This is a genomic window from Vibrio kanaloae, from assembly GCF_024347535.1.
Lineage (GTDB): Bacteria > Pseudomonadota > Gammaproteobacteria > Enterobacterales > Vibrionaceae > Vibrio > Vibrio kanaloae.
Genome location: NZ_AP025498.1, coordinates 520,998 through 545,450 on the forward strand (window position 1 = coordinate 520,998; position 24,453 = coordinate 545,450).

Below are 24,453 nucleotides of genomic sequence, written 5' to 3' on the forward strand. Positions count from 1 at the left end.
TAAATCTATTTCAAAATGGTGCCGATTAGCGTCTCAAATTGCTGAATATTATCTCGGTTAATGCGATAACACATCTTCGGTGGTATCGATTCAGCAGTGATGAAACCTGAGGTTTTCAAGATTCTTAGGTGCTCTGATACTGTCGATTGCGCCAAACCTAATTCGCTAACCAAGTCACTGTTCAAACAGCCCCCCGATTTTTCTAGCGTTGAAAGAATACTCAATATACGAACTCTTGCCGGGTGAGCGAGTGCTTTCGCTAACGCAGCCATCTCTTTTTCTGCTTCAGCATTACTCGGCGGAAGAGGTAGAGAACAGCTATCTGTTGCTTGGCATGTTGCAGTCATACTTAGTGGACTCATTGCTACTAATCGTTAAAAGACGATTAATAGTAAGACTATTTTTGCTAGGGGTCAATGCGAATTTATTTATTAGCCTGCATGGACGTTCATTACTTGGCTCTGCCATCTATTAGCCGTTTTCGATTTTTGATTTCCCTACCCAATACAATGGCCATTTTTGTTGTGGCGACGTGTTATTGAGCATGGCTCCAATACAAACCAGTGCAATGCTGCCGACTAAGACGGGGGTGAATAAGAAAGTCCAGTCTACGGATGCTGTGCCTGCCAGTGTAATTACGATTGGATTGGCTCCCGCTGGTGGATGAACGGCGCGAAAGTACAGCATCAACATAATTGCGGATCCTACCGCCAACGCCATCACTAAATAAGAATCACCAAACCCATACAGTGCGATCAACCCAACCACGGCAGAGATAAAATGACCAGCGATGATGTTTCTGGGTTGAGCTAGCGGCGATGTTGGAACTGCGAATAATAGAACACACGTTGCTCCAAACGGAGCCATTAACCAAGGTACTTCAGATTGCTCTGCGAGCATGCACAATACGAATATCCCTGCGGTCCCTCCGATAAAGCCTTTTAACAGCTGACTGATCGTCGCGCGTGGAGGAAGTTCACCTCCGCCGGTTAGCTTTTTAATCATCACGATTTCCTTCATTTAAGATTAAGAATATAAAGTGTACAGATCTGTACATGTTGAGTTAAATGATACAGATCTGTACACTATTGGCAACAGAAAATTTAGCAATACTAAATTTTATCGGATTTGAGATGGGGGGCAGGCATGAGTAAGAAAGAGCAGATCTTGGATGTAGCTGAGTCTTTGTTTAACCAATTTGGCTATACCGCGGTTGGTGTAGATATGATCCGAGATGAAGCTGGAGTTTCTAAGACATCGATGTACCGCCACTTTGGGTCCAAAACCAGACTAATTGAGGCGGTATTGACTAGGCGTCATCAGCGGTTTGAATTGAGCCTAGAAACGTTTCTTATATCGGGTGCTGGTGCTGGTGCTGAGGGTCAACTTGACGCGTTATTAGACTGGCACTTTGCTTGGTTTGAGCAACCTGATTTCAAAGGATGCATGTTCATGCACGCTTTAGCGGAGTTTAAAGCGTCTGAGGATGATATAGCGATGCTATCCCAGCAACATAAAGCGTGGCTTAAAAACACGATTCTTCGTGTGATTAATCATGATAAAAATGGAGATGATGCGTTACTGGAATTGTGTAGTGAATCGGTGATGACCTTTATTGAAGGTCTTATCGTGAGGAGTGAGTTTGGGAAATTAGGTTTAAATAGAGAACCTTATCGAAAAGCTTTGCATGCATTGGCTGATCTAACGATATAATCGAACGCAGAACCGTTACACAAGATAACGAAAAATCATAATTTGCTATTTAATTTTCATACCAATCACAGTAAGTAAATGATCAGAAATAGCGCAGGAAAAAGACTTGAGAACAAGGCGGAATTTTTTGATAAGTAGTTATTCTACAATCAAAAATTCTAACGCAGTTATCGAGTATTTTAACCAGCTAGGATGAACAGTTATTTACTACGATTGGTATTACTTATAGGTAAGCCCGGAAATGCCACAACAGAACATCAAATTTATCGCTGCTGATATGGACGGCACTCTGCTTAATGAACACGGGAAGTTAGACCCGGAATTTTTCAAGCTTTATGAGCGCTTAGAAGCCCAAGACATTATTTTTGCTGCGGCATCGGGTCGTCAGTACTACAGCTTGATGGAAACCTTTGCTCCACTTAAAGATCGCATGATGTTCGTTGCTGAAAACGGCACATTGGTGATGCACAAAGGCCAAGAGCTTTATAGCTGCTTGCTTGATACCGATGCCATCAAAGAGATCATTAAAGAAGCTCGTGCTATTGAAGGCGCGCATGTGGTGCTATGCGGTAAGAAATCAGCATACATCGAAACTAAAGATGAGCGTGCTCTAGCTGAGATCTCCAAGTACTATCACCGCCGTGAGCAAGTCGAAGACTTGCTGGCGGTAGAAGATGATTTTATTAAGGTAGCTATCTGCCATTTTGATGGTTCACAAGAGAAAGTGAATCCAAGCATCAACGCCAAGTTTGGTGACAATTACCAAGTGGTGGTAAGTGCGAAAATTTGGCTGGATGTGATGAACGCAGAGGCATCAAAAGGTGCGGCGATTAAACATCTACAAAACACACTCGGCTTCACTTACGAGCAGACAATGAGTTTTGGTGATTATCTAAATGACTTGGAAATGCTTAAAGAGAGCTACCACTCTTACGCAATGGAAAACGCACATCCTAAGCTAAAAGAGATCGCACGTTTTGGCGCGCCAAGTAACGTTGATGCGGGTGTGTTCCAAGTACTAGAGAAGCTGCTAGCGTAACGTGGTAAAGCTCAATCAGATTGTTATCAAAGCCAACTCGGTAATATGAGTTGGCTTTTTTGTTGGTTACTGGTTCATCGAGTTTAATTTGAACGCTTGTTCAAATCATTGTAGTCTTAGTGACAAAGATGGGTATCCACTTTGAATTGGATACGCCTTAGTAACGATAATTGGAATGATTATGAGCAACAAACTTCAACTTGATATTATTTCTGACGTAATGTGCCCGTGGTGCGTGGTCGGTTACAAAAACTTAGAGCAAGCCGTTTCAGAACTTGGCTTAGAACAACAGGTTGAACTTGAATGGCAGCCGTTTGAGCTCAACCCTGATATGCCACAAGAGGGTGAAAACCTGCGTGATCACATCATGAGAAAGTACGGTTCTAGCGCAGAAGAGAGTCAACGTTCACGTGAACAGCTTGCGGCTCGTGGAAAAGCGGTTGGGTTCGATTTCAATTTCTATGACAGCATGAGAATGGTCAATTCACGTCATCTACATGTGCTTCTCGATTTTGCACTAGCGCACGGTAAACAGACTGAGTTAAAGCTACGCTTTTTTACTGCTCACTTCACAGAGCAGAAAGACCTGTCTGACCTTGAAGTCATGGCACAAGAACTTGAAGCGGTTGGGCTAAACTCAACGAAGGCACTGAAGCGCCTAAAGAACACCGACAACTTGAAGCAAATTGAAGCGCAAGAGTTTGAATGGCAACGCATGGGCATCTCAGCTGTTCCTACTGTGGTGTTCAACCGTAAGAGTGCAGTAACGGGCGCGCAGACGGTAGAAACGTACAAGCAGATTCTTCAAGAGCTTATTGCTGAATCATAAACGGATCATTGGTATCAATTAGAGTCTGAATTACATGGAATCATTGTCACTCGCTCAAGCGCAAAAAATTGTATTGCTTTCGCAAAAGCTCCCCCCAAAGAAGCAACGCAATGGCAGCGCTTTGGCGAATACCCTGTCTGCGATTGAAAACCTTGGGTATGTGCAAATCGATACCATCTCTGTGATTCAGCGAGCCCACCATCATACGTTGTGGAATCGTAATCAAGACTACCAATTGAACCATCTTGATAAGCTGCTAGAGCGTCGAGAGGTGTTTGAGTATTGGTCGCACGCCGCCGCGTATTTACCCATGCGAGATTACCGTTTCAGCCTGCATCGAAAGAATGGGTTTGCGAGCGGTAAGCTCAAGCATTGGTATAAAAAAGACGACGCACTCATGGCGCATGTTCTCAAACGTATTGAGAGTGAAGGGCCATTAATGGCCAAAGACTTTGAAGGGGATAGACCAAACCCTGGTGGATGGGGCGGAAAACCTGCCAAACAGGCGCTAGAGACTTTGTTTATGCAGGTAACTTAATGGTGCCGAGCCGAGTGAACTTTCATAAGGTGTATGACCTAACCGAGCGAGTTTTACCAAGCGGAATTGATACCTCTGAGCCGACAGAACAAGAGTACATCGAGCATCTGATAACACGTTATTTAGAGGCTAACGGAGTTGGAATAGCGTCGGAAATGAGCTATCTCCTTAAGAATACGAAACCACTGATTCAGAAAACACTCCAACAGATGTTTGAAGATAAACAAGTCGTGAAGGTGGATATTCAGGGTTCTGAATATTATGTGTTGCCTGATGCGTTTGAACTGCTGAATCAGCCTCTTTCTCGAACTAGGTTAAAGATACTTTCTCCGTTCGATAATCTGTTGATTCAACGCAAGCGAATACAATCACTGTTCAATTTTAACTACCTTCTTGAGTGCTATGTTCCTGAAGCCAAGCGTCAGTTTGGTTACTTTAGTTTACCAATTCTGTGGCAAAGTGGGCTGGTGGCACGAATGGATTGTAAGGTTGACAGGAAGAGTCGAATATTTCATATCCGTAACTTGGTTGTTGAAGACAGAGTTAAAAGTCATGAGTCATTGATTCACGCTTTATGCAATGAACTTAAGCATTTTATGGTGTTCAATCAGTGTGATGAGATGATTGTTTCCACCACCACCACGCCCACAAACTTTGGTCAAGGCTTGATGGAGCATTGGCATAGTGGTCGCCGTTAAGTCTTAATGCTTAATCTCGATATATCTGATTTGATAAATACTTTGCATTTGCAATAGTCACAGTGTCCAATGTCGGTTAAGACAATATTGACCGAAAAACCTTACTTTTTAAGGTGTTAAATAGGAATCTCGCTTCATGCGAAAATCAGATAAGAAAATAGAGAATCAAATCAGAGACGTACTAACGGACGTTTGCGAAGACACGTTGAAAAGCTATGACGGTTTTTTGTGGGTAACGCACGTGGTCAACTTTTCCTCTTTCCCGCAAAGCTTAAAAATCATCTGCGTATTCGATACCAATCAGGATAGAACTAACTTTTTGAATGGCGAAGGCAAGCAGAGTGTTTCTGAGGCAACCCAAAAGGCGTTTAATCAGGTTGGGATCCAACTGAAGAATATCGATAAGCATGTCAGTTACGATACACAGGAAAACTGTGACCGTGATCACCAAGGGAAATGGAGTAAGAGGTTGTAAGCGTTTTGGTGGGGGCTCACAAGTGGTGGCCCTCGTGATGATGCTTTCCCAATACTGATAATCGGGACTCGACGAATGCTATTTGGAAAATTTGCTTATCATTAACAGATAGCTTGAATGCCTTTTTCTTCAAGTTCTTCAATAACACTAGTGGATAAGTTTTTGTCAGTAATGACACCATCAAGTGTATCCAGGTCTAAGGCGTGAAAGGTTGCAATTCGACCATACTTAGTAGAGTCAGATATTAGGTAGTTGGCTTGTGCTGCTTTTACAATGGCCTTTTTAACCAACACTTTATTTTCGTTTGGTGTCGATAAGCCTTTTAAACTCCAAGAAGAAGAGGAAATAAACGCAATATCAATATTCATCCCTGCCAAGAACTCAGCGACTTTCCCACCAACACTCGATTGGTTCTCTCGATCGACTTTACCACCCGTATGATAAATCTCGCATGGTGAGTGGTTCATTAAATAAGCCGCGATTGAGAAGTCATTGGTGATGATTAACAGATCTTCACGTGTTGTTAACTGATGGGCGATTTCCAATGAGGTCGTTCCTGCATCTAAATAGACAGTGGCATCTTTTTCGATAAGTTGGGCAGCAAGCTTACCGATTTGGACCTTTTCGTTTGCTTGTTGTTCTACTTTAGCATCATGAGACAGCTCGCGATGCAAGGCTTGAGCTAATTGGACCCCTCCAGATACTGAAACGACTTTTCCAGAAGCTTCCAGCTTTACTATGTCTCGACGAATGGTCATGTGTGACACGTCGAGCTGTTCGACTAACTCAGAAATACTAATCACTTCTTGGTGTGATAACAGTGACAAAATGGTTCTCTGACGCTCTGCTGGAATCATGGTTTTCTTCTATGTTCTTGTTTTTCATCATCCTAACAACCTTTACCTCATTTGTGAAGATCTGTGAACTTATGTTCCCTATTTGGGCTTTAAAGTGTGATATCCGCCTTTTACGTGAATTTTTGCTGCCTCTAAAGGACTAAATTGAGTGGTTGTGTTAATTTTTGTTAAAAATGTGACTTATCACTAAGTCGTTGGTATCTACTTCACATATAATCACAAACATAAACAAGAATTAACAAGCTTAAAGTTTACGAAATTACCAAGAAGGCATTGATATTATGAGTGAAGTTCAATCTGTCGGAGTGATCGGTTTAGGTTCAATGGGAATGGGCGCAGCGAAATCATGTGTGCGTGCTGGCCTTGATGTCTATGGTTTTGACCTAAATGCACAAGCATTAGAAGAGCTGGGTTCGTTTGGTGCAAAAGCGGTATCGACGAATGCTGTCGAGTTTGCAGACAAACTTGATTCTGTTTTGGTATTAGTTGTGAATGCTGCTCAAGTTAACACGGTACTGTTTAAGACTGGTCTTGCGGCGGCACTAAGACCTAACACGCCAGTTATGGTCTCGGCTACGATCTCAGCAGAAGACGCGAAACAAATCGAAGCTCAGCTTGCTGAATATGAGCTTGTGATGCTGGATGCGCCAGTGTCCGGCGGTGCAGTAAAAGCAGAAGCAGGCGAAATGACGATTATGGCTTCAGGTGCGGCGACCACATTTGAAGCACTGGCTCCGGTACTTGATGCAACTGCCGCGAAAGTCTACAACATCGGTGAGGACATTGGCCTTGGTGCGACCGTTAAGATTATCCACCAGTTACTAGCAGGTGTTCATATTGCTGCGGGCGCTGAAGCGATGGCACTCGCCGCACGCGCTAACATTCCGCTTGATTTGATGTACGACGTTGTGACGAATGCAGCAGGTAACTCTTGGATGTTCGAGAACCGCATGAAGCACGTAGTCGATGGTGATTACTCTCCAAAATCTATGGTTGATATCTTTGTGAAGGATTTGAACTTGGTATCAGATACCGCTCAAGACCTGAATTTCCCACTTCCACTATCAAGTGCTGCACTAAATATGTTCGTTAGCGCGAGCAATGCAGGCTTTGGTCAAGAAGACGACAGCGCTGTGATTAAAGTCTTCCAAGGTATTGATCTTCCTGGTGTAAGTACGTCAAAGGTGGAGAAGTAATCATGTTATTAGGTGTAATTGCAGACGACTTCACTGGTGCAACAGACATTGCAGGTTTCTTGGTTGAAAACGGTATGCGCACTGTTCAATTAAATGGCATTCCTACAGGAGAGTTTGACGCATCAGCAGATGCTGTGGTGATCAGCCTTAAATCTCGCTCTTGCCCAGTTGACGAAGCGGTAACTGATTCTGTTGCTGCGCTTAAATGGCTTCAATCTCAAGGTTGCCAACAGTTTTATTTTAAATACTGCTCAACGTTCGACAGTACTGCTGAGGGCAACATCGGTCCCGTAACAGATGCACTTTTGGCTGAACTTGGAGAATCTTTCACTATGGTTTGCCCTGCATTACCAGTAAATGGTCGCACGGTTTACAACGGTCACTTGTTTGTTTTTGGTGAGTTGCTCAGTGATTCAGGTATGCGTAATCACCCTGTTACACCAATGACGGATTCAAGTGTGGTTCGAATGATGGACGCACAATCAGAAGGTGTTTCCGGTTTAGTTAACTTTCAAACGATTGAACAGGGCTCTGATGCGGTTACCGCTCGTTTTAACGAACTCAAAGCTCAAGGTAGTCGCTACGCTGTGGTAGACGCATTTAATGCCGAGCACTTGGTGACGTTAGGTCAAGCAGCTAAATCTCTGAAACTAATCACAGGTGGCTCAGGCTTAGCTGCTGGTATCGCTAAAAATTGGACAGAACATCTTGCTGACCAAAGTGATGCAAAACATGCAGGTAGCCCAGTCAAAGCACCAACCGTTGTGTTCTCTGGTTCTTGTTCATTGATGACTAACCAACAAGTTGCGGTATACAAGCAGCTTGCTCCTCATTTTGTTATCGATGTGAAGGCTTGCTTAACCAATGATCAATACGCCAATGAAGTGTTCGATTGGGTGATGACCAATAACCAAGGTGAATTTGCTCCTTTGGTTTATGCAACCGCAGATGCTGCCGAACTTAAAGCAATTCAAGAAAAATACGGCGCACACACTTCAAGCTACGCCGTTGAACAGTTTTTTAGTCAACTCGCTATCAAACTAAAACAACATGGCGTGAAAAACTTCATCGTTGCTGGTGGTGAAACCTCTGGTGTCGTAACTCAAAGCTTAGGGGTAAAAGGTTTCCATATCGGTCCTCAAATTACACCGGGTGTACCTTGGGTGAAATCGGTTGAAGGTGAACTTTGTCTGGCTCTTAAGTCAGGCAATTTTGGTGACGAAAACTTCTTTGCTAAAGCACAGTCATTTTTTCTATAGGTGGTGATTCGATGGGTAATAATTTAATGAATGTACAGCCACTTTTGAGCGAGCAGCAGTTGCGTGGACAAATGGTCACGCTCGCTCGTTCAATGTTCGAACGAGGTTACGCGACAGGTGGCGCTGGTAACCTATCTATAAAATTGCCAAATGGGCATTTTCTAGCAACACCAACAGGCTCTTCATTTGGTCGTCTTGTGGCTGAGGAATTGTCGGTTGTTGATATCGATGGTAACCATATTTCAGGTAAAAAGCCTTCGAAAGAGGTCGAATTCCACTTAGCTATTTACCGTAACAATCCTGTATGCAATGCGATTGTTCATCTGCACTCTACCTATCTTACCGCACTGTCGTGTCTTGAAGGGTTGGATCGTAACAACGCGATTAAGGCTTTCACACCGTATTTCGTGATGCGAATTGGTGAGTTACCAGTGATTCCTTACTTACGGCCTGGTGACCCACAAATCGCTGAAGAATTGGCAAAGCGAGCGGGAGACTATCGAGCATTTTTGTTGGCGAATCACGGCCCAGTAGTAACAGGCACTGACTTTGTTGATGCCGTTGATAACGCTGAAGAGCTAGAAGAGACCGCCAAATTAGCATTCTTATTGAAAGGGAATGATATCCGTTACCTAACGGACGAAGAAGTGATGGATTTAAAAGGGAGAGGCAAATAATGGCTAAGTTCGCAGCAAACTTAACGATGTTATTCACAGAAGTACCATTTATAGATCGTTTTGAGAAGGCACACCAAGAGGGCTTCAAAGCAGTTGAATACCTATTCCCTTATGCATTTGAGGCCGAAGAGCTTGCAGACAAAATGCAGAAATTTGGTTTTGAACAGGCGCTGTTCAATATGCCTCCTGGTGATTGGGACGCAGGTGAACGAGGCTTCGCTGCTATTCCTGGCCGTGAAGATGAGTTTAAAGCCAGCGTTGATACGGCACTTATGTACGCTAAAGTGCTGAACTGCAAGAAAGTTCATGCAATGTCGGGTTTGATGAATGACAACTTTACTCGACAGCAGCATGTAGAAACCTTCATTTCAAACATTCGATTTGCCGCAGATAAATTTGCCGAGCATGGTATCGAATTGATGATTGAACCTCTTAACAACCGTGACGTTCCTAACTATTTTGTGGCGCATCAACGCAATGCTGTTGAGCTCATTAAGTTGGTAGCGCGTCCAAACGTAAAGCTGCAGCTAGACCTTTACCACGCGCAGATCATGGATGGTGATCTGAGTACATTGATTCGTGACGTTGCTGCTTATACTGGCCATATTCAAATCGCATCGGTACCTGAAAGGCATGAGCCTTCTGAAGGTGAGTTGAGTTATTCACATCTATTTGATGTTTTGGATGACTCAGGCTACCAAGGCTGGATTGGCTGTGAATACAACCCGAGAGCCTCGACTGAAGAAGGTTTGGGATGGTTAAAGCCCTATTTATAGCAACAGTTAGTAAGCATAAGCTTTTAGCACTGATTCTTTAGTACGTAATAACACAATAAAGCAGCCCGAATAATAAGCCGCTGTATAGAAAGTACAGCAGGAGGCGCACCCATGTCTCTTGTATGCAACCCCTACACAACAAAAATAGACATAAAAAGGAATACACAATGGATGGAGCACTGATAGGCATCGTGATTGGCATTTTAGCCATGATGGGCATGATTATAAAAACAAGAATTCCAGTGGCGCTTGCGATGATTATCGCAAGTATCATCATGGGTCTGTTTGCTGGGATGGTACCCACAGAACTTATTAATGCAATCAAAGCGGGCTTTGGTGGCGTGCTTGGTGGTATTGGGTTAATTATCGCGTTTGGCGTAATCATGGGCGCATGTTTTGAGCGTTCTGGCGCTGCTGTAAGAATGGCAAAAACGTTTGTAAAGCTATGTGGTAAAGGTCGTGAAGACTTGGCACTTGGTTTGACTGGTGTACTTGTTGCTATCCCAGTATTCTGTGACTCTGCGTACATCATTTTACACTCGCTTGTTCGCGCAATTTCACGTGATACAGGTAAGTCAGCGGTAGGTTTAGGGGTGACACTGGCACTTGGCCTACTGATCACCCACGCACTTGTTCCGCCAACACCGGGGCCAGTTGCTGTTGCGGGTATTCTAGGCGTTGATCTAGGTGAGTACATGATGTGGGGCTTGATGGTTTCGATCCCTATGATGCTACTTTCGATGATTTACATTCGCCGAGTAAGTAACGAGTACTACCGCGTACCAAACGGTGAAGCATGGATTACCAACCAAGCTGATTGGGCAAACCTTGAAAAAGTAAAAGAAACAGATGACAGAGAGCTACCAAGTAACTTTTTATCATTCGGTCCAATTCTGCTGCCAATCGCATTCATCCTAATCAACACGCTTGTTGGCCAAGGTGACACTGCACTACACAGCGTTATTTCGTTGATTGGTAACCCTGTGGTTGCCGTTGGTATCGGTGTTCTTATGGCGCTATACGGTCTTACTCGTCATATCGAGCGTAAAGACATGGTTAGCTCTATGGATGATGCTCTGTCTACTACAGGTCTAATTCTTGTGGTAACTGGCTGTGGTGGCGCAATGGGTGCAGTACTTAAAGCTTCTGGCGCTGGCCCCCAAGTGGCTGAAGCGATTGCAAGCAGCGGTATCCCACCACTACTTGTGCCATTGGCGATTGCATCTATGCTTCGTTTAATCCAAGGGTCAGCAACAGCTTCTATGATGGTTGCAGCAACTATGACGTTGCCATTGGTTGAAACTCTAGGCCTAGACCCCGTATTTGTTGCGCTTGCTTGTGCTGTTGGCCCTGTCGGTTTCTCACACTTAAACGACTCTTACTTCCATATTATTAACCGTACTTTAGGTATTACTGAACTTGCTGACCAAATTAAGATCTGGTCTGTATCTTCAACCGTCGCATGGGCAATCGGTGCAAGTATCATTATGATCTTGAACCTTATCTTTGGTAAAGGTGGTACGTTGATTGACCCACTTATCCCAATCGCGGTTCTAGGTGCTGTATTTGTATGGCTAAAATCAAAAGAGAAATCACAAGTAAAGCCAGCAACTGCTAACTAATCTTCTTTTGCCTATATACTGCCCCTATTGCTTGATTGGCTTGCTAATCTGACATTGGGGCATTTTTGGATCGGCGAATTGTCAAAATTACTATTCCTTTGGATTTATCAATATGAAAATTGTTATTGCACCAGACTCGTTTAAAGAATCTTTATCGGCGGTATCGGTGGCGGCGTGTATTGAAAAAGGCTTTCGTGAAATCTTCCCAGACGCTGATTATGTGACCTTACCTTTGGCTGATGGTGGTGAAGGTACGGTAGATGTATTGCTGCAAGGTTTGGCGGGGCAAAAACGAACGCATCAAGTGGAGGGGCCATTGGGTGAGCAGATTAATGCCGAATGGGCGATGCTTGAAGCTTCAGATAGCAACCCCAATAAAACCGCACTCATTGAAATTGCTGCGGCATCAGGTTTGGATTTGTTAGCACCAGAGCAGCGTGATCCGCTAGTGGCTTCTTCATTCGGCACTGGGCAATTGATTTTAGAAGCGATAGAGCAGGACGCTCAAATGATTATTCTTGGATTGGGTGGCAGTGCGACTAATGATGGTGGTGCGGGTATTGTTCAAGCTCTAGGTGGTCGTTTGTTAGATGGTAAAGGACATGAACTTAACCGAGGTGGTGTTGCACTCTCAAAGCTAGCATCAATAGATCTTACAGGCCTAGATTCGCGCTGCGCTGATGTCGAGTTGATTGTGGCATGCGATGTTGATAATCCACTGTGTGGTGAGAATGGTGCTAGCTATATCTTCGGCCCACAAAAAGGAGCGACGCCTGACCAAGTCTTACTGCTTGATACAGCGATAGCGAATTTTGCACAAATTGCTGAATCGCAAGGTTGTGTTGGTGGCGATGAACCCGTTAACAAGCGTACAGGTTATGGTGCAGCTGGTGGTGCGCCTATGGGGCTTGGTTTGTTATTTGATATGCAGATGAAGCCCGGTATCGAGATGGTACTCGATGTTTTACAAGCCGACGAAGTATTGAAGGGCGCAGACCTTGTGATTACAGGTGAAGGGCAAATGGACAACCAAACCCTGCAAGGAAAAACACCTTATGGCATTGCTAAACGTGCGAGCTTACAAGGTATTCCAACGATCGGAATTGCAGGTTCTTTAGGCTCCGAAGTTGAAGCACTTTACGGTGAAATGAGCAGCCTGTTCGGCACAGTACGTTCCCCTCAACTTCTCAATCAGGTATTGCAAGAAGCGGATATTAACCTAACACGAACCGCGAGAAATATTGCTGCAACATTAAAATTAGGCCAGGAGATTGTTGAATAAATGTATGTTAAACAAGCTCTTACTTAATATTTTAGTTCGATAGGTTTTATAAATAGTAGCGATATATATAAACGATTATATTTTATTCCAACTCAGGTTTATTCTTTTTTGATAGTAATTTAGTGGTTTTTAATTGGGAAACCCACTCAAATCTAAGATGTGGTAAGACGATTGCATCTTTAACTCTAAGGAATAGATCATGAGTAAAAAACTAACTACAGCGGCAGGCTGCCCCGTTGCTCATAACCAGCATGTTCAAACTGCGGGTAAACGTGGTCCACAACTTCTTCAAGATGTTTGGTTTTTGGAGAAATTGGCTCACTTTGATCGTGAAGTGATTCCTGAGCGTCGTATGCACGCGAAAGGCTCAGGTGCTTATGGCACATTTACCGTTACACACGACATCACAAAGTACACCAAGGCAAAACTGTTTTCTGAAGTGGGTAAAAAGACTGACTTGTTTGCACGTTTTACGACAGTAGCGGGCGAGCGTGGTGCTGCTGATGCAGAACGTGATATCCGTGGTTTTGCATTGAAGTTCTATACCGAAGAAGGTAACTGGGACATGGTGGGTAACAACACGCCCGTATTCTTCTTACGTGACCCTCTTAAATTCCCAGATCTAAACCATGCCGTGAAGCGTGATCCGCGTACTAACATGCGCAGCGCGAAGAATAACTGGGATTTCTGGACCTCTCTACCTGAAGCGCTTCACCAAGTCACCATCGTGATGAGTGATCGTGGTATCCCTGCGACTTATCGTCACATGCACGGTTTTGGCAGCCACACATTCAGCTTTATTAACGCAGATAACGAGCGTTTCTGGGTTAAGTTCCACTTCAAATCTCAGCAAGGTATTAAGAACTTGTCTGATGCAGAAGCGGCACAAGTGATCGGTGATGACCGTGAAAGTCACCAACGTGATCTGCTAGACAGTATCGATAATCAAGACTTCCCTAAATGGACACTGAAAGTACAAGTGATGCCAGAAGCGGATGCGGCGAAAGTGCCTTACAACCCGTTCGACCTTACTAAAATCTGGCCACACGCAGATTACCCATTAATTGAAGTGGGTGAGTTTGAATTGAACCGTAACCCGCAAAACTTCTTCGCTGAAGTAGAACAGTCTGCATTCAACCCTGCAAACGTGGTTCCGGGGATTAGCTTCTCACCAGACAAGATGCTACAAGGTCGTTTGTTCGCTTACGGTGATGCGCAGCGTTATCGTTTGGGTGTTAACCATCAGCATATTCCAGTGAACGCACCTCGCTGCCCTGTACACAGCTACCACCGTGATGGTGCAATGCGTGTTGATGGTAACTTTGGTAGCACACTAGGTTATGAGCCAAACAACGAAGGCCAATGGGCAGAGCAACCAGACTTTGCAGAACCAGCACTGAACCTTGATGGAGCAGCAGCGCACTGGGATCACCGCGAAGATGAAGATTACTTCTCACAACCGGGTAAGCTATTCCGTCTGATGACCCCAGAAAAACAAGCGATTCTATTTGATAATACAGCTCGTAACCTAGGCGGTGTGCCGAAAGAGATTCAACTACGCCACCTAAGACACTGTTACAAAGCCGACCCTGCATACGGTGAGGGGATTGGTAAATTGCTTGAAATCGATGTCAGTGAATTTAAGTCATAATCAATAAGTTTGATTAGTTAAATGAAAGGCTGTGAGTGGCTCACTCAATGGCCTTTTTTGATCTCGCTGTTCATCAAACCCCCTAGAATGTTGAAAAATCGAACTATTTATATTGATAGTTTGTACCTATCGAATTGATAAATTTATCCCATTATCTTTATAAGATGGACAGGATTATCCTAGCGTTATCAGTTTATAAAATAGTAGAGTTTGAGATGAGTAAAAGCGCATTAATCGTTGAAGGTGGGGCTATGAGAGGCATCTTCGCTGCCGGAGTGTTGGACGCCTTTATGGAAGACGATTTCCGTCCTTATGATTTTGCCATTGGCGTATCTGCGGGTGTGTCCAATCTGGTTGGTTACTTATCTCAAGCACCAAAACGCAGCTATAACGTGATCACCACGATGGCGACCGACAAAACCTTCTTCAACCCCGCTCGCTTTGCCAAAGGTGGCAACCTGGTGGATGTGAAGTGGCTATGGAATGAATCAAACCAACGCTATCCACTTGATTGTGGTGAGATGTTTTCAAGTATCCCATTGATTGCCGCTGTGACTAATGTTGATACGGGCAGTGCAGATTACTACCACATTAAGCCAGAAAACCTCTCAAATGTGGTTGAAGCGACAACCGCATTACCAATCGCTTACCGTGAAACACCTTGTTTCTCAGGTGGTTGCTATACCGATGGTGGGGTCGCCGATTCGATTCCAGTTCGTGAAGCCTATCGTCGTGGTGCTCGTGATATTACCGTGATTCTGTCTCACCCATTAAGCTACAGAATGAAGCCGCAGAAATACCAGTGGATGCTGAAAAAGATGCTGAAGAAATACCCGAACATCGCTGAGTCGATGGCGGTTCGTGCCGAGAATTATAATCAGTCCCTCGACTTTATTCGTCATCCACCAAAGGATGCGATCATTAAGGTGATTGCGCCGCCTGAAGCGTTCGCAGTTAAGCGTTTAACGATGGATCAAACCATTTTGAATGCAGGTTATGAGATGGGTATAAAGGCTGGCGCAGAGCATCTGGCGATTCGCAAAGGCATTTATGGTTTGGATACCGAGGATTGTCACTTTTGTGTCTAGTTCTGTTCCTGATAATGGTATCAACCAAAAAGCCACGCTGTTCATCAAGAATTAGCGTGGCTTCATATTTTAGAAACGAGTCTGTTATTAAACCAATCTGTTATTAAACCAGTTCGTTGCCACTGGTGTTGCCTGCAAAGAAAGCATCGACGCTGGTTAGCGTTGTATTAGCAATGTTGAACAGAGCATCTTTAGTCAAGAAGGCTTGGTGACCGGTGAACAGCACGTTATGACAAGCAGACAGGCGACGGAACACGTCATCGACAATCACATCGTTAGACTTGTCTTGGAAGAACAGCTCTTTCTCGTTGTCGTACACATCTAGGCCAAGCGCACCAATCTTGCTCTGTTTGAGCGCTTCAATTGCGGCTGTTGAATCAAGTAACTCACCACGACTGGTGTTGACGATCATCACGCCATCTTTCATCTTCTCAAATGCAGTCGCGTCTAATAGATGGTAATTCTCTTTGCTCATAGGGCAGTGTAGAGAAATCACATCAGACTCTTGGTAAAGCTCGTCGAGTTCAACGTATTTAGCGCCTAACTCAACAGCTAACGGGTTTGGATATGGGTCGTAGCATAGAATGTTCATGCCTAAACCTTTCAGAATTCGCATGGTCGCCAGGCCAATCTTACCCGAACCAATTACTCCGACCGTTTTACCGTGGAAGTTGAAGCCAACCAAACCCTCAAGAGAGAAGTTCGCATCACGAGTACGTTGGTATGCCTTGTGTAGTTTACGGTTCAAGCACATCATCATGCCAACCGTGTGTTCTGCTACCGATTCTGGTGAATAAGCAGGAACGCGAACCACTTGTAGACCAAACTCTTTGGCCGCGTCTAGGTCGACTTTATCAAAGCCCGCACAGCGCATCGCAATCAGCCTAGTCCCGCCTTGTGCAAGAACCTTTAACACGTCTCGCGATAGGTCGTCGTTTACAAATGCACAAACGACCTCGTTGTCGTGCGCCATTTTCGCTGTGGTTGATGTGAGGCGAAAATCATGGAAATGAAACTCAGCGTTGAGTTCACCTTTCGCAAGATTGAATGATTTTTCGTCGTATGACTTTGAGCTAAAAAAAGCAATGTTAAGCATGGCTTCCTCTCTTACCTAAAAAATGAATACCCCAACTATTTTGATTTGATGTGGGGTTAAAGCTAACAACTCTGTTCAGTGTGCTAGAGTTTTATAACCTTGTCTATCAACATTAGTTATTGTAACTACTATGGTTATTTGGCTTTTATCATCACTTCTGAACATCGAAAATCACATTACGAAGTCGCTTGCTCATAAGTTCATCAATATGAATGAATCTTACTTTCGCGGGTTGAACCTCTTCTCTAGTTCTAACTGTCCTTTGAAGCTTGTGCTTCTGCGCTTTTATGTTTTTGTGCTTTTATGTAACTGGTGGAGGCCCAATGTTTACCAGTAGTTCTCACTACTGAATTGGCCGGGCTTTCTGCGTAAGTGCTTATCGAACCCTAAGCTGATTAACGCTTCACTTGTGTCGCGAACCATTTGCGGATTGCCACAAAGGTAGAAGAAGCTATGGGTTTGATTGAAAGCGACAGACGCGGTTTGCTCAAGGTCGCCTCTAAGTAACAAGCTTGGTATTCGTCCGCGCAAAGTCCCGGTGACTGATTCTCTAGAAATAATTGGCACATATTTTAGTTTCCCCTGAAAGTGATTAACGAGTTGAGCGATACGATCTTGGTAAGTTAGGTCTTGTTTTGTTCTTACCGCGTGAACCAGTATCAGGTTTTTGAACGAGGTAGCTTTTTTTGAATTAGATCCATGCTGTTGCTGTATTTGCATGCTTTCAAGCATTGAAATAAATGGGCCCACTGCAGTTCCGGTTGAAAGCATCCATAGATCGTCGGCGATCTCTGGGATCTCATCTAATGTCATAAAACCGCTTGGGTCTTTGCCGACAAAGATGTCATCGCCGACCTTCAATTCGTGAAGCTGAGGAGAGAGCAGACCGCTCTGATCCTTAATAATTAAAAACTCAAGATGTTGGTACCCTTGCTCATGCTCTGGCGCATTTACCATTGAGTACGCACGTCTGACGAACTCACCTTCACTGTTAAGTAAGCCAAGCTTCGTGAATTGGCCCGCCTGATAGGGTGAGACGGGAGCACTGACTTGGAGTGAGAACAGTTGATCTGTCCATTCTGTCTTGTGTAAGACTTTACCAGTTACCAAACCATGGGGAATATCTGTCATATCATCACCTTTATTTAGATAAGCTACCTCATTAAGGATACTCAACTATCTTACTTTTTGGCGTTGCATGTGTCATGCCATAGTGAGAATGCTTATCAATTGTAGGTTGGTGATTGATGTTAATTTTATTCATGTCACAAAGACTGATGATTGGGTTAGTCTATATGCCTCTAAATGGTCTTTTTGATAGGTTGTTAACGCGGATTTAAAGTGATCTCTTACCAAGCTTGTGGAGTGGTTTGACCCCTGAAGTTTGCATTAATAACTACAGAGAATAATTTGCAGATGCGTATAATGGCGGCTTTCGATCTCAATATAGCTGTGTTTTATGCTTGATAATCTTCGTATGGTCTTGAACGTATTGTTCGTGACCATTAATACCGCAATGACTGCGTTTACTGTGAGTTTCTTTGGCCTCATTAAACTGATTCTTCCAATCTCTTTTGTTCAAAAGTCATGTACTCGTTTAGCGAATTTTACATTTTGGTGCTGGGCTTCGCTCAACCTTTGGATGCTGAACGTGAATAATGACATCGAGTGGCAAGTGGAAGGTGGGGAAGATATTTCGACCAAGCAGTGGTACTTGATGATGTCGAATCATCTTAGCTGGGCGGACATTGTAATTTTGTCTTCTATCTTGAAAGACAAAATGCCGATGACGAAGTTTTTCCTTAAGCATGAACTTCTGTACGTGCCATTTGTCGGTTTGGCCTGCTGGGGCTTGGATATGCCATTCATGCGACGTCACTCACGCGAGTTTTTGCTGCGTAACCCTGAGCGTCGTAATGATGATTTCGATGCGATTAACAAGGCATGTACTAAGTTCAAGCTAGCGCCTACAACATTGGTTAACTTTGTGGAAGGAACGCGTGCTAACCAAGATAAATTGGCGACAGCGAAAACACCGTACCGACACCTACTCAAACCGAAAACCGGTGGTGTGGCGTTTGCTCTTTCGGCAATGGGCCCAATCTTAGATGGTATCGTGGATGTCACGTTGGCTTACCCAGAAAACCAAATCTCTCCGTTTGAAGATATGCTGAAAGGCAAAATGACCAAGGTGGTAGTGCGTATTAAACTGCACCCAATGGATGAGAACGTAAACGGTAATTACTTTGAAGATAAAGCGTTTAAACGTCGCTTTCACAGTTGGTTGAACAACGCGTGGAAAGAGAAAGACGCCTATCTTGATACAATTTATGAGGGTGATATGCCCCGTGAGGTTGAAACGGTGGATGGACCTGATGCGGTTTATAAGCAACAATAGCAGTAAGCTCAAACCAAATCGATAGCATCAAAAAAGCCGATCGTTCATTGAACTATCGGCTTTTTTATTGATCAGGCTCTATCAGAGGTAAGCGATAAAGTTAGTGCTTACTACAGTTAAATCGCATGGTAAGCATCGATGATGTGCTTCACTTGGCTAGGCTTACCTTGCTTCTCTTGGCCTTGATGGATGCGTAGGTAGTGCTGCAATGTTTTGGCTTTATATTGCTGAGATACTTTCACCTGAGTTTCACAACTGGGTGTCCAGATCTTGTCACCCACGTTTGATATTTCGCTCACTGCTCGGTTCTTTTCAGCTTCACCTTGGTTATTGCTGACCAATAAAATCTCGTAGTAACGGCGGTTCTCTTCAATTAATACTTCGTCAATCAAACTGAACTTGAGTGTTTTTAAATGGCTTCTTAGCTCAAATTGTTGATGCACAGGGCACAGCAAGAAATCGATCGCTTTGTCTGGGTGTTGACGGTGAATATCATCGACTAGTTTTTGAGTCAGATCGCCACCTACACCCGCTATGATGACCAAGTGTCTGCCAGTGTGACTATCCAGTGGAATAGCTGCGACATCTAAACAATAGACTTTCCATTGACTCTGCTTATGTTGCTCAACGTTGTTATCTTGAGGAAAGTAACGCGTAAGTTTACCTTCCAGCTCACTCATTAGAGACGGGACAATATCGACAAAGTGAATCTGAGGGGCTTTGTTATCCGACAACAATTGAACACCCAAGAAGCCATGATCACAGCAACAATCCCAAATGTGTTGGTAGTCATTACTGACAAGAGAGCGGAGAGTTTGTAGTCGGTTGCTGAGCTTCATAAGTTCGTGTCGTTAGAAAGTGATAGGCGTTGTTGTATCGAAAGCGCATTGTAATGACTTTATACAAAAACAAAAGCACCTAGGGTATGAATCCTAGGTGCTTTAGTGTTGTCAGTATCGTATGAATCGGTTCGATACGAGTACGTTAGCTATACCTATGAGGCTTTGGCGACAGCCTTGATATGGCCTTCCACTCGATTCTTACCAAGTTGTTTCGCAATTAGTTTCGCTTGTTCCGCAAGTGCCAAAGCAGAATCTCGTTCTCCTTCTATCTGTGAAAATCCGATACTGACTCCTAGTGATAATGTGATGTCTGGTGTCACAATGGCTTTCTCTGCGACGCCAATTCGACATTGTTCTAACTGGAGTTTCGCGTCCTTGGCGTCATTAGCTTGGAACAATATGGCGAATTCTTTCCCTCCTATACGAGCAAGACAAAGCCCTTTTGGCATAGGAAAATAAGAGTGTATTGCTTCTGCCGTCAGCTTGATCATCTTGTCGCCAACTGCTTCACCGTAAGCTCGGTTTACGTGGTCAAAGTTGTCGATATCAAGCAGAGCAACATAAGTACCGGGCTCGCTTGCATAGCTCTCGATCGCAATGTTGAAACTGCTTCTGTTGTCTAGCTGTGTCATCAAGTCTTTGCTGTTCAGTTGATGCTGAAGTAGCAAGTTAGATAACGAGACCTCTGCGTAATCTCTGATCATTCTCAGAATGCACTGGCTGATTGGTAAGCTAACGTTTACGTAGATCACCGCGATCAATTGTTTACGAGAGTACAGAGGAATGCAGTAATGGCGTTGGTGTATTTTTAGTTTACACGCCAATGGATCGGCGTATTTTCCAGACCTGTAAGCTATGGTGTCTGGTGCAAAATGTTCGGGGAGGGCATTATCACAATGTACTGTTGATTTGTTTCCGTGATAGTCGATGGTACTGAATGAGTGATTCTCAGGCTGATACAGACAGAATTGGATGCCTTTGTGGTGCGTAAAGCTATCAAATATGGATTTTATTTCACGCTTGAAGCTAGCTAGCTCATCAACCTTGTTGAGTCGTGAAAGTGAAATGTTTAGTTGATAAGTGAGATAGTGGGCTCCAATCCATAATAGAAGCAGTGAGCCAAGTACGATGCCTGTCAGCGTAAACTGATGAGAGCTGGTGAGAATATCGCGGCGATCAGTGCTCGCAATGAACACCCAATTTAAGCGGTTGTTCGCATCAAATTCCGATATCTTGAAGCTGTCTTGATAGTAGTATTCACTCTGACCGTTGGTTTCGCCTTGTGAAAGCTGGTGGCTTATTCCCGCATGGTAGCTGATAGACTTGGAACCAATGCGTTTAGGATCGGGATGGAATACCAACCTTTCAGTTGCTCGATCGACAATGAATACATAGCCGTTGTTTAGTGTTTTAAGATCACTCAACTCTTGTGTGGTGTGCAATAGGTCAAACTCAATCCATATTTCTTCATTCAATCTTTCCACTGTGTGTTTGACAGCGAAAACCCAACGACCATCAGCCTTTTGATAAACCGAAGAGAGGTAAAGCTCCTCAACGACACTGTCTATTGAACGCCACTGTATCGCTGCGATTCGTTCATTCGAAAGAGGAAGGCCTCGAGTGGAAATATAACGCTGAGATTGAGGTCGATATCGAATGATATCGGAGAAATTTGGCGTGCTTTTTAGAATATTGTCACTGAGTTCTCGAAATTTTTTGTCATCAATGCTAGTAACTTTAGGTAAGGTTAAGCTGGCTTCTAGGAGGTAGAGCTTGCCAAACACCGCTTCGATGTTGGAGCGAATGATGGAGTTGGCAATTCGAATATTTGATGATGATTGATTAGCTGCAGTTTTCTCAACTTTTTCCAATTGAATGACTGCAAGGTAAAACATGCCTCCAGTTAACAAGAGTATGTATGGTTTGAAAAGCCGAATAAGTGTTTTAGGTAAAGCCATGATATCCAAAGACGTTATAGATTCATTTTTATAGTACGGCCATACTAAACAGTTTTCAAAATCACATCAATGCAAATGATTCCATATAAATAAAAGGGTTTTGTGATATTCAACCTAAAAAAGCCAGTGATCAATATGACTGGCTTTTTAGGTTTTCGATATTTTACTAAGCTGGATTCGTCTTGTTTGGCGAATAGTGCAAAATAGCCATTGAAGTTGGAGAGAGTAGCATTTCACCTTCTGCATGACCTGGTTTTACGTTTCGTAAGTTGGTATCACAGATAGTGGCCCAGCTTTGTTTACGGTCGTTAGGTAATGAAAAACGAGCTGGAGCATTGGTTTGGTTGATTAGATAAATCAATTCGTCTCCATCTTTACCAATACCTAGATGCAATGCCACTGAGCTTAAACGGTTCCAATCATCATGTCCCATTAAAGTGCCATCAACACGGCTCCAGAAGATACGGTTAGAGTTACGTTTCTCGCCACTGAATGCCTTAATAAATGGCACCATGTATTGTTGACGAGCGGAGATCATTTCCGATAGCCAAGTCTTGAAGTATGTCTTGCGCTCCGAGTCTTCCCAATTTAGCCAACTTGTCACACCGTCTTGACAGTAGGCGTTGTTGTTACCCTTTTGAGTATGAGATAACACGTCCGCTGTTAAAATATGCGGAATCCCAAAGGCAAACAGCAAGCTCGCCATAAAGTTTCGTTTCTGCTTTTCACGCGTCGCAATGACTAAGAGGTTTTCGGTTTCACCCTCTACACCATAGTTTTCAGAGCGATTGTCACCGTGTCCATCACGGTTATTCTCACCATTTTCTTCATTGTGCTTATGCTTGTAAGAGACAAGATCTTGCATGGTGAAGCCATCATGGTAAGTGATGTAGTTGACCGTTAATCTGTGTGGCCAATGCGCTGCACTGTAGATGTCACGCGACCCCATCAAGCGCGTTGCAAACTCTTTTAAGTAACCTTGGTCACCCCGCCAGAAGCTGCGTGTGATGTCTCTGAGCTTGTCGTTGCACTCATTCCAACCCATCGGGAAATTACCAACTTGGTAGCCATTGGGGCCGATATCCCACGGTTCTGCGATTAATTTGGTTTCTTTGAGTAACGGATCTTGAGCGACAGCTTTGAAGAAAGCAGCCTCAGGATTGTAGTTGTCACCTTCGCGTCCTAGTGTTGCTGCCAAATCAAAACGGAAGCCGTCGACTTGGAATTCATTAACCCAGTAACGAAGCGTATCCATCACTAAGTTCAAGGCTGGTTGGTGAGTGAGGTCAACCGTATTGCCACAACCAGTGAAGTTCGCATAATGGCAGCCATGTTTGATGTAGTAGCGGCTATCTAGCGCTTTTAAGTTGAAGGTGGCACCGCCTTCACCGCCTTCAGCCGTGTGGTTGTATACAACGTCTAGAATAACTTCGATGCCATTTCGGTGCAGCTCACGAATCGTAGTCTTAAGTTCAGAGACTGCGTCTTTTTCTGCGTAGCGAGGGTCTGGCACCATAAACAAATAAGGGTTGTAACCCCAATAGTTCACCTTATCCATATCTAATAGGTGTGGTTCATGCATACACGCCGCAATAGGTAAAAGTTGTAGCGAGTTGATGTTTTGCTGCTTGTAGAACGCAAGCATTTCAGGGCTAATTAACCCCAAATAACGACCTTTGGTGTTGGCTTCTACTTCTGGGTGAAGTTGAGATAGGCCTTTTACATGAGTTTCAAAAAGAATGGTCTCTTCGCGTGCAATACGAGGTTTTTCTACGCCTTGCCAATCGAAGGTGTCATCGACAACAACGCATTTCGCCATCGCAAAGCTTTTCTCATTGGTATAGGGCGTTGCGTAATGAAGGGGTTCGCTGATTGCTTTGGCGTACGGGTCTGAAAGTAGGATAGGGCCATCTTCAGTTTCAGCGACGAAACCATATTTTTGTCCCGCTTTGATCCCGTCAATAAATACATATTGAATATCAGCGTATTCATATTCCAATTTATAAGTGGTGAATTCATCGTTCTCGTCAAAAAGCGCGAGCGAGATGGATCCACATTCAGGAGAATAAATAGAGAAGTTGCAGCCAGTGTTACCTAGCGTTGCGCCTAGCGGATATGGGCGAGCGAGCGTTCTAGTCATTGATTGATTTCTTGTTCGTTGATCAACATCAGTGAACTATAAGTAAAAAGCTTTGTCTCAGTAAGGTCAAGAAACTTCATAAAATAATTACGGTTATAAAAATAATTCATCGATGAAGTTCAAATTATATATTTGAAGTAGATCTCACTTAAGGTGAATAATTAGATCTGTGTGCTGTCTACTCCTCCTAAATTAAGTGATCTACCTCTTTAAAACACCGTTCTGTATGTTTTCTACTCCCTTCTCATCCCCCTTAATTTAGTTAAGGGTGGAGGAAGCCAAACTTGTCATCCCCTCTTAATATAAACCCCGTTGAAAC

At 43.8% G+C, this 24,453-nt stretch carries 21 protein-coding genes and 1 pseudogene; 14 read left to right on the top strand and 8 right to left on the bottom strand.

What is annotated here, in order from left to right; translation table 11 throughout:
• Nucleotides 1-5: 5 nt before the first annotated feature.
• Nucleotides 6-347, bottom strand: a complete 342-nt coding sequence (locus OCV24_RS16615) for an ArsR/SmtB family transcription factor (RefSeq protein WP_046223232.1) — start codon at nt 345-347, stop codon at nt 6-8.
• 124 nt (nt 348-471) lie between these two features.
• Nucleotides 472-1,005 (bottom strand): HPP family protein, encoded by a 534-nt coding sequence (locus tag OCV24_RS16620; protein WP_017057829.1) that lies wholly within the window; start codon nt 1,003-1,005, stop codon nt 472-474.
• 141 nt (nt 1,006-1,146) lie between these two features.
• Here OCV24_RS16620 and OCV24_RS16625 point away from each other — a divergent pair, with 141 nt between their 5' ends.
• The 5 genes and pseudogenes from OCV24_RS16625 (at nt 1,147) to OCV24_RS16645 (ending at nt 5,292) form a co-directional block, all read left to right on the top strand.
• Entirely contained in the window at nt 1,147-1,713 is a 567-nt protein-coding gene (locus tag OCV24_RS16625; RefSeq protein WP_136980036.1) for a TetR/AcrR family transcriptional regulator, read from the top strand.
• 241 nt (nt 1,714-1,954) lie between these two features.
• A complete protein-coding gene (locus OCV24_RS16630; protein ID WP_077681245.1) occupies nt 1,955-2,752 on the top strand; it encodes a Cof-type HAD-IIB family hydrolase in 798 nt (265 codons plus the stop codon).
• A 181-nt stretch (nt 2,753-2,933) separates the two neighbouring features.
• Entirely contained in the window at nt 2,934-3,581 is a 648-nt protein-coding gene (locus tag OCV24_RS16635) for a DsbA family oxidoreductase (protein WP_046223229.1), read from the top strand.
• Nucleotides 3,582-3,615: 34 nt separating this feature from the next.
• A pseudogene (locus OCV24_RS16640) lies at nt 3,616-4,817 on the top strand (winged helix-turn-helix domain-containing protein).
• Nucleotides 4,818-4,953: 136 nt separating this feature from the next.
• Nucleotides 4,954-5,292 (top strand): Fis family transcriptional regulator, encoded by a 339-nt coding sequence (locus OCV24_RS16645; RefSeq protein ID WP_102506733.1) that lies wholly within the window; start codon nt 4,954-4,956, stop codon nt 5,290-5,292.
• 101 nt (nt 5,293-5,393) lie between these two features.
• Here OCV24_RS16645 and OCV24_RS16650 read toward each other — a convergent pair whose 3' ends face one another.
• Complete coding sequence (locus OCV24_RS16650; protein ID WP_046223226.1) at nt 5,394-6,149, bottom strand: DeoR/GlpR family DNA-binding transcription regulator; 756 nt, start codon at nt 6,147-6,149, stop codon at nt 5,394-5,396.
• 281 nt (nt 6,150-6,430) lie between these two features.
• Between OCV24_RS16650 and ltnD the strand changes: the two genes are divergently transcribed.
• The 8 genes from ltnD (at nt 6,431) to OCV24_RS16690 (ending at nt 15,700) form a co-directional block, all read left to right on the top strand.
• Nucleotides 6,431-7,345: an L-threonate dehydrogenase gene (ltnD, locus tag OCV24_RS16655; RefSeq protein ID WP_046223225.1), complete on the top strand. Its 915-nt coding sequence runs from the start codon at nt 6,431-6,433 to the stop codon at nt 7,343-7,345.
• Between the two features lie 2 nt (nt 7,346-7,347).
• The gene (gene otnK, locus OCV24_RS16660; RefSeq protein WP_150877515.1) at nt 7,348-8,604 is read left to right on the top strand and encodes a 3-oxo-tetronate kinase; all 1,257 of its coding nucleotides are present in this window, start codon (nt 7,348-7,350) and stop codon (nt 8,602-8,604) included.
• A gap of 11 nt (nt 8,605-8,615) precedes the next feature.
• Complete coding sequence (gene otnC / locus OCV24_RS16665) at nt 8,616-9,281, top strand: 3-oxo-tetronate 4-phosphate decarboxylase (protein WP_390902107.1); 666 nt, start codon at nt 8,616-8,618, stop codon at nt 9,279-9,281.
• On the top strand, nt 9,281-10,057 hold the full coding sequence (otnI, locus tag OCV24_RS16670; protein ID WP_150877513.1) for a 2-oxo-tetronate isomerase: 777 nt from the start codon (nt 9,281-9,283) through the stop codon (nt 10,055-10,057). Before otnC ends, otnI begins: the two co-directional genes overlap by 1 nt.
• Nucleotides 10,058-10,224: 167 nt before the next feature.
• Nucleotides 10,225-11,679 carry a GntP family permease gene (locus OCV24_RS16675; protein WP_017057840.1) on the top strand — a complete coding sequence of 485 codons (1,455 nt, stop codon included), beginning with the start codon at nt 10,225-10,227 and terminating at the stop codon, nt 11,677-11,679.
• 112 nt (nt 11,680-11,791) lie between these two features.
• Nucleotides 11,792-12,961, top strand: a complete 1,170-nt coding sequence (locus OCV24_RS16680; RefSeq protein WP_150877511.1) for a glycerate kinase — start codon at nt 11,792-11,794, stop codon at nt 12,959-12,961.
• A gap of 199 nt (nt 12,962-13,160) precedes the next feature.
• Nucleotides 13,161-14,612, top strand: a complete 1,452-nt coding sequence (locus OCV24_RS16685; protein WP_150877509.1) for a catalase — start codon at nt 13,161-13,163, stop codon at nt 14,610-14,612.
• 215 nt (nt 14,613-14,827) lie between these two features.
• Nucleotides 14,828-15,700, top strand: a complete 873-nt coding sequence (locus OCV24_RS16690; protein WP_150877507.1) for a patatin-like phospholipase family protein — start codon at nt 14,828-14,830, stop codon at nt 15,698-15,700.
• A gap of 103 nt (nt 15,701-15,803) precedes the next feature.
• Here the strand turns inward: OCV24_RS16690 and OCV24_RS16695 are convergent, their stop codons facing one another.
• A complete protein-coding gene (locus OCV24_RS16695) occupies nt 15,804-16,796 on the bottom strand; it encodes a 2-hydroxyacid dehydrogenase (protein ID WP_150877505.1) in 993 nt (330 codons plus the stop codon).
• A gap of 327 nt (nt 16,797-17,123) precedes the next feature.
• Complete coding sequence (locus OCV24_RS16700) at nt 17,124-17,927, bottom strand: ferredoxin--NADP reductase (protein ID WP_017057845.1); 804 nt, start codon at nt 17,925-17,927, stop codon at nt 17,124-17,126.
• Nucleotides 17,928-18,255: 328 nt separating this feature from the next.
• On the opposite strand from OCV24_RS16700, the gene OCV24_RS16705 reads away from it, so the two are divergent.
• Nucleotides 18,256-19,194: an acyltransferase gene (locus tag OCV24_RS16705; protein WP_136980028.1), complete on the top strand. Its 939-nt coding sequence runs from the start codon at nt 18,256-18,258 to the stop codon at nt 19,192-19,194.
• A 116-nt stretch (nt 19,195-19,310) separates the two neighbouring features.
• Here the strand turns inward: OCV24_RS16705 and OCV24_RS16710 are convergent, their stop codons facing one another.
• From OCV24_RS16710 to glgX, 3 genes are all read right to left on the bottom strand, one after another.
• The gene (locus OCV24_RS16710) at nt 19,311-20,033 is read right to left on the bottom strand and encodes a tRNA (adenine(22)-N(1))-methyltransferase (protein WP_077681256.1); all 723 of its coding nucleotides are present in this window, start codon (nt 20,031-20,033) and stop codon (nt 19,311-19,313) included.
• 155 nt (nt 20,034-20,188) lie between these two features.
• Nucleotides 20,189-21,931 carry a sensor domain-containing diguanylate cyclase gene (locus OCV24_RS16715; RefSeq protein ID WP_077681257.1) on the bottom strand — a complete coding sequence of 581 codons (1,743 nt, stop codon included), beginning with the start codon at nt 21,929-21,931 and terminating at the stop codon, nt 20,189-20,191.
• 229 nt (nt 21,932-22,160) lie between these two features.
• Nucleotides 22,161-24,134, bottom strand: coding sequence for a glycogen debranching protein GlgX (gene glgX, locus OCV24_RS16720; protein ID WP_150877503.1), 1,974 nt, complete (start codon nt 24,132-24,134; stop codon nt 22,161-22,163).
• Nucleotides 24,135-24,453 lie beyond the last annotated feature (319 nt).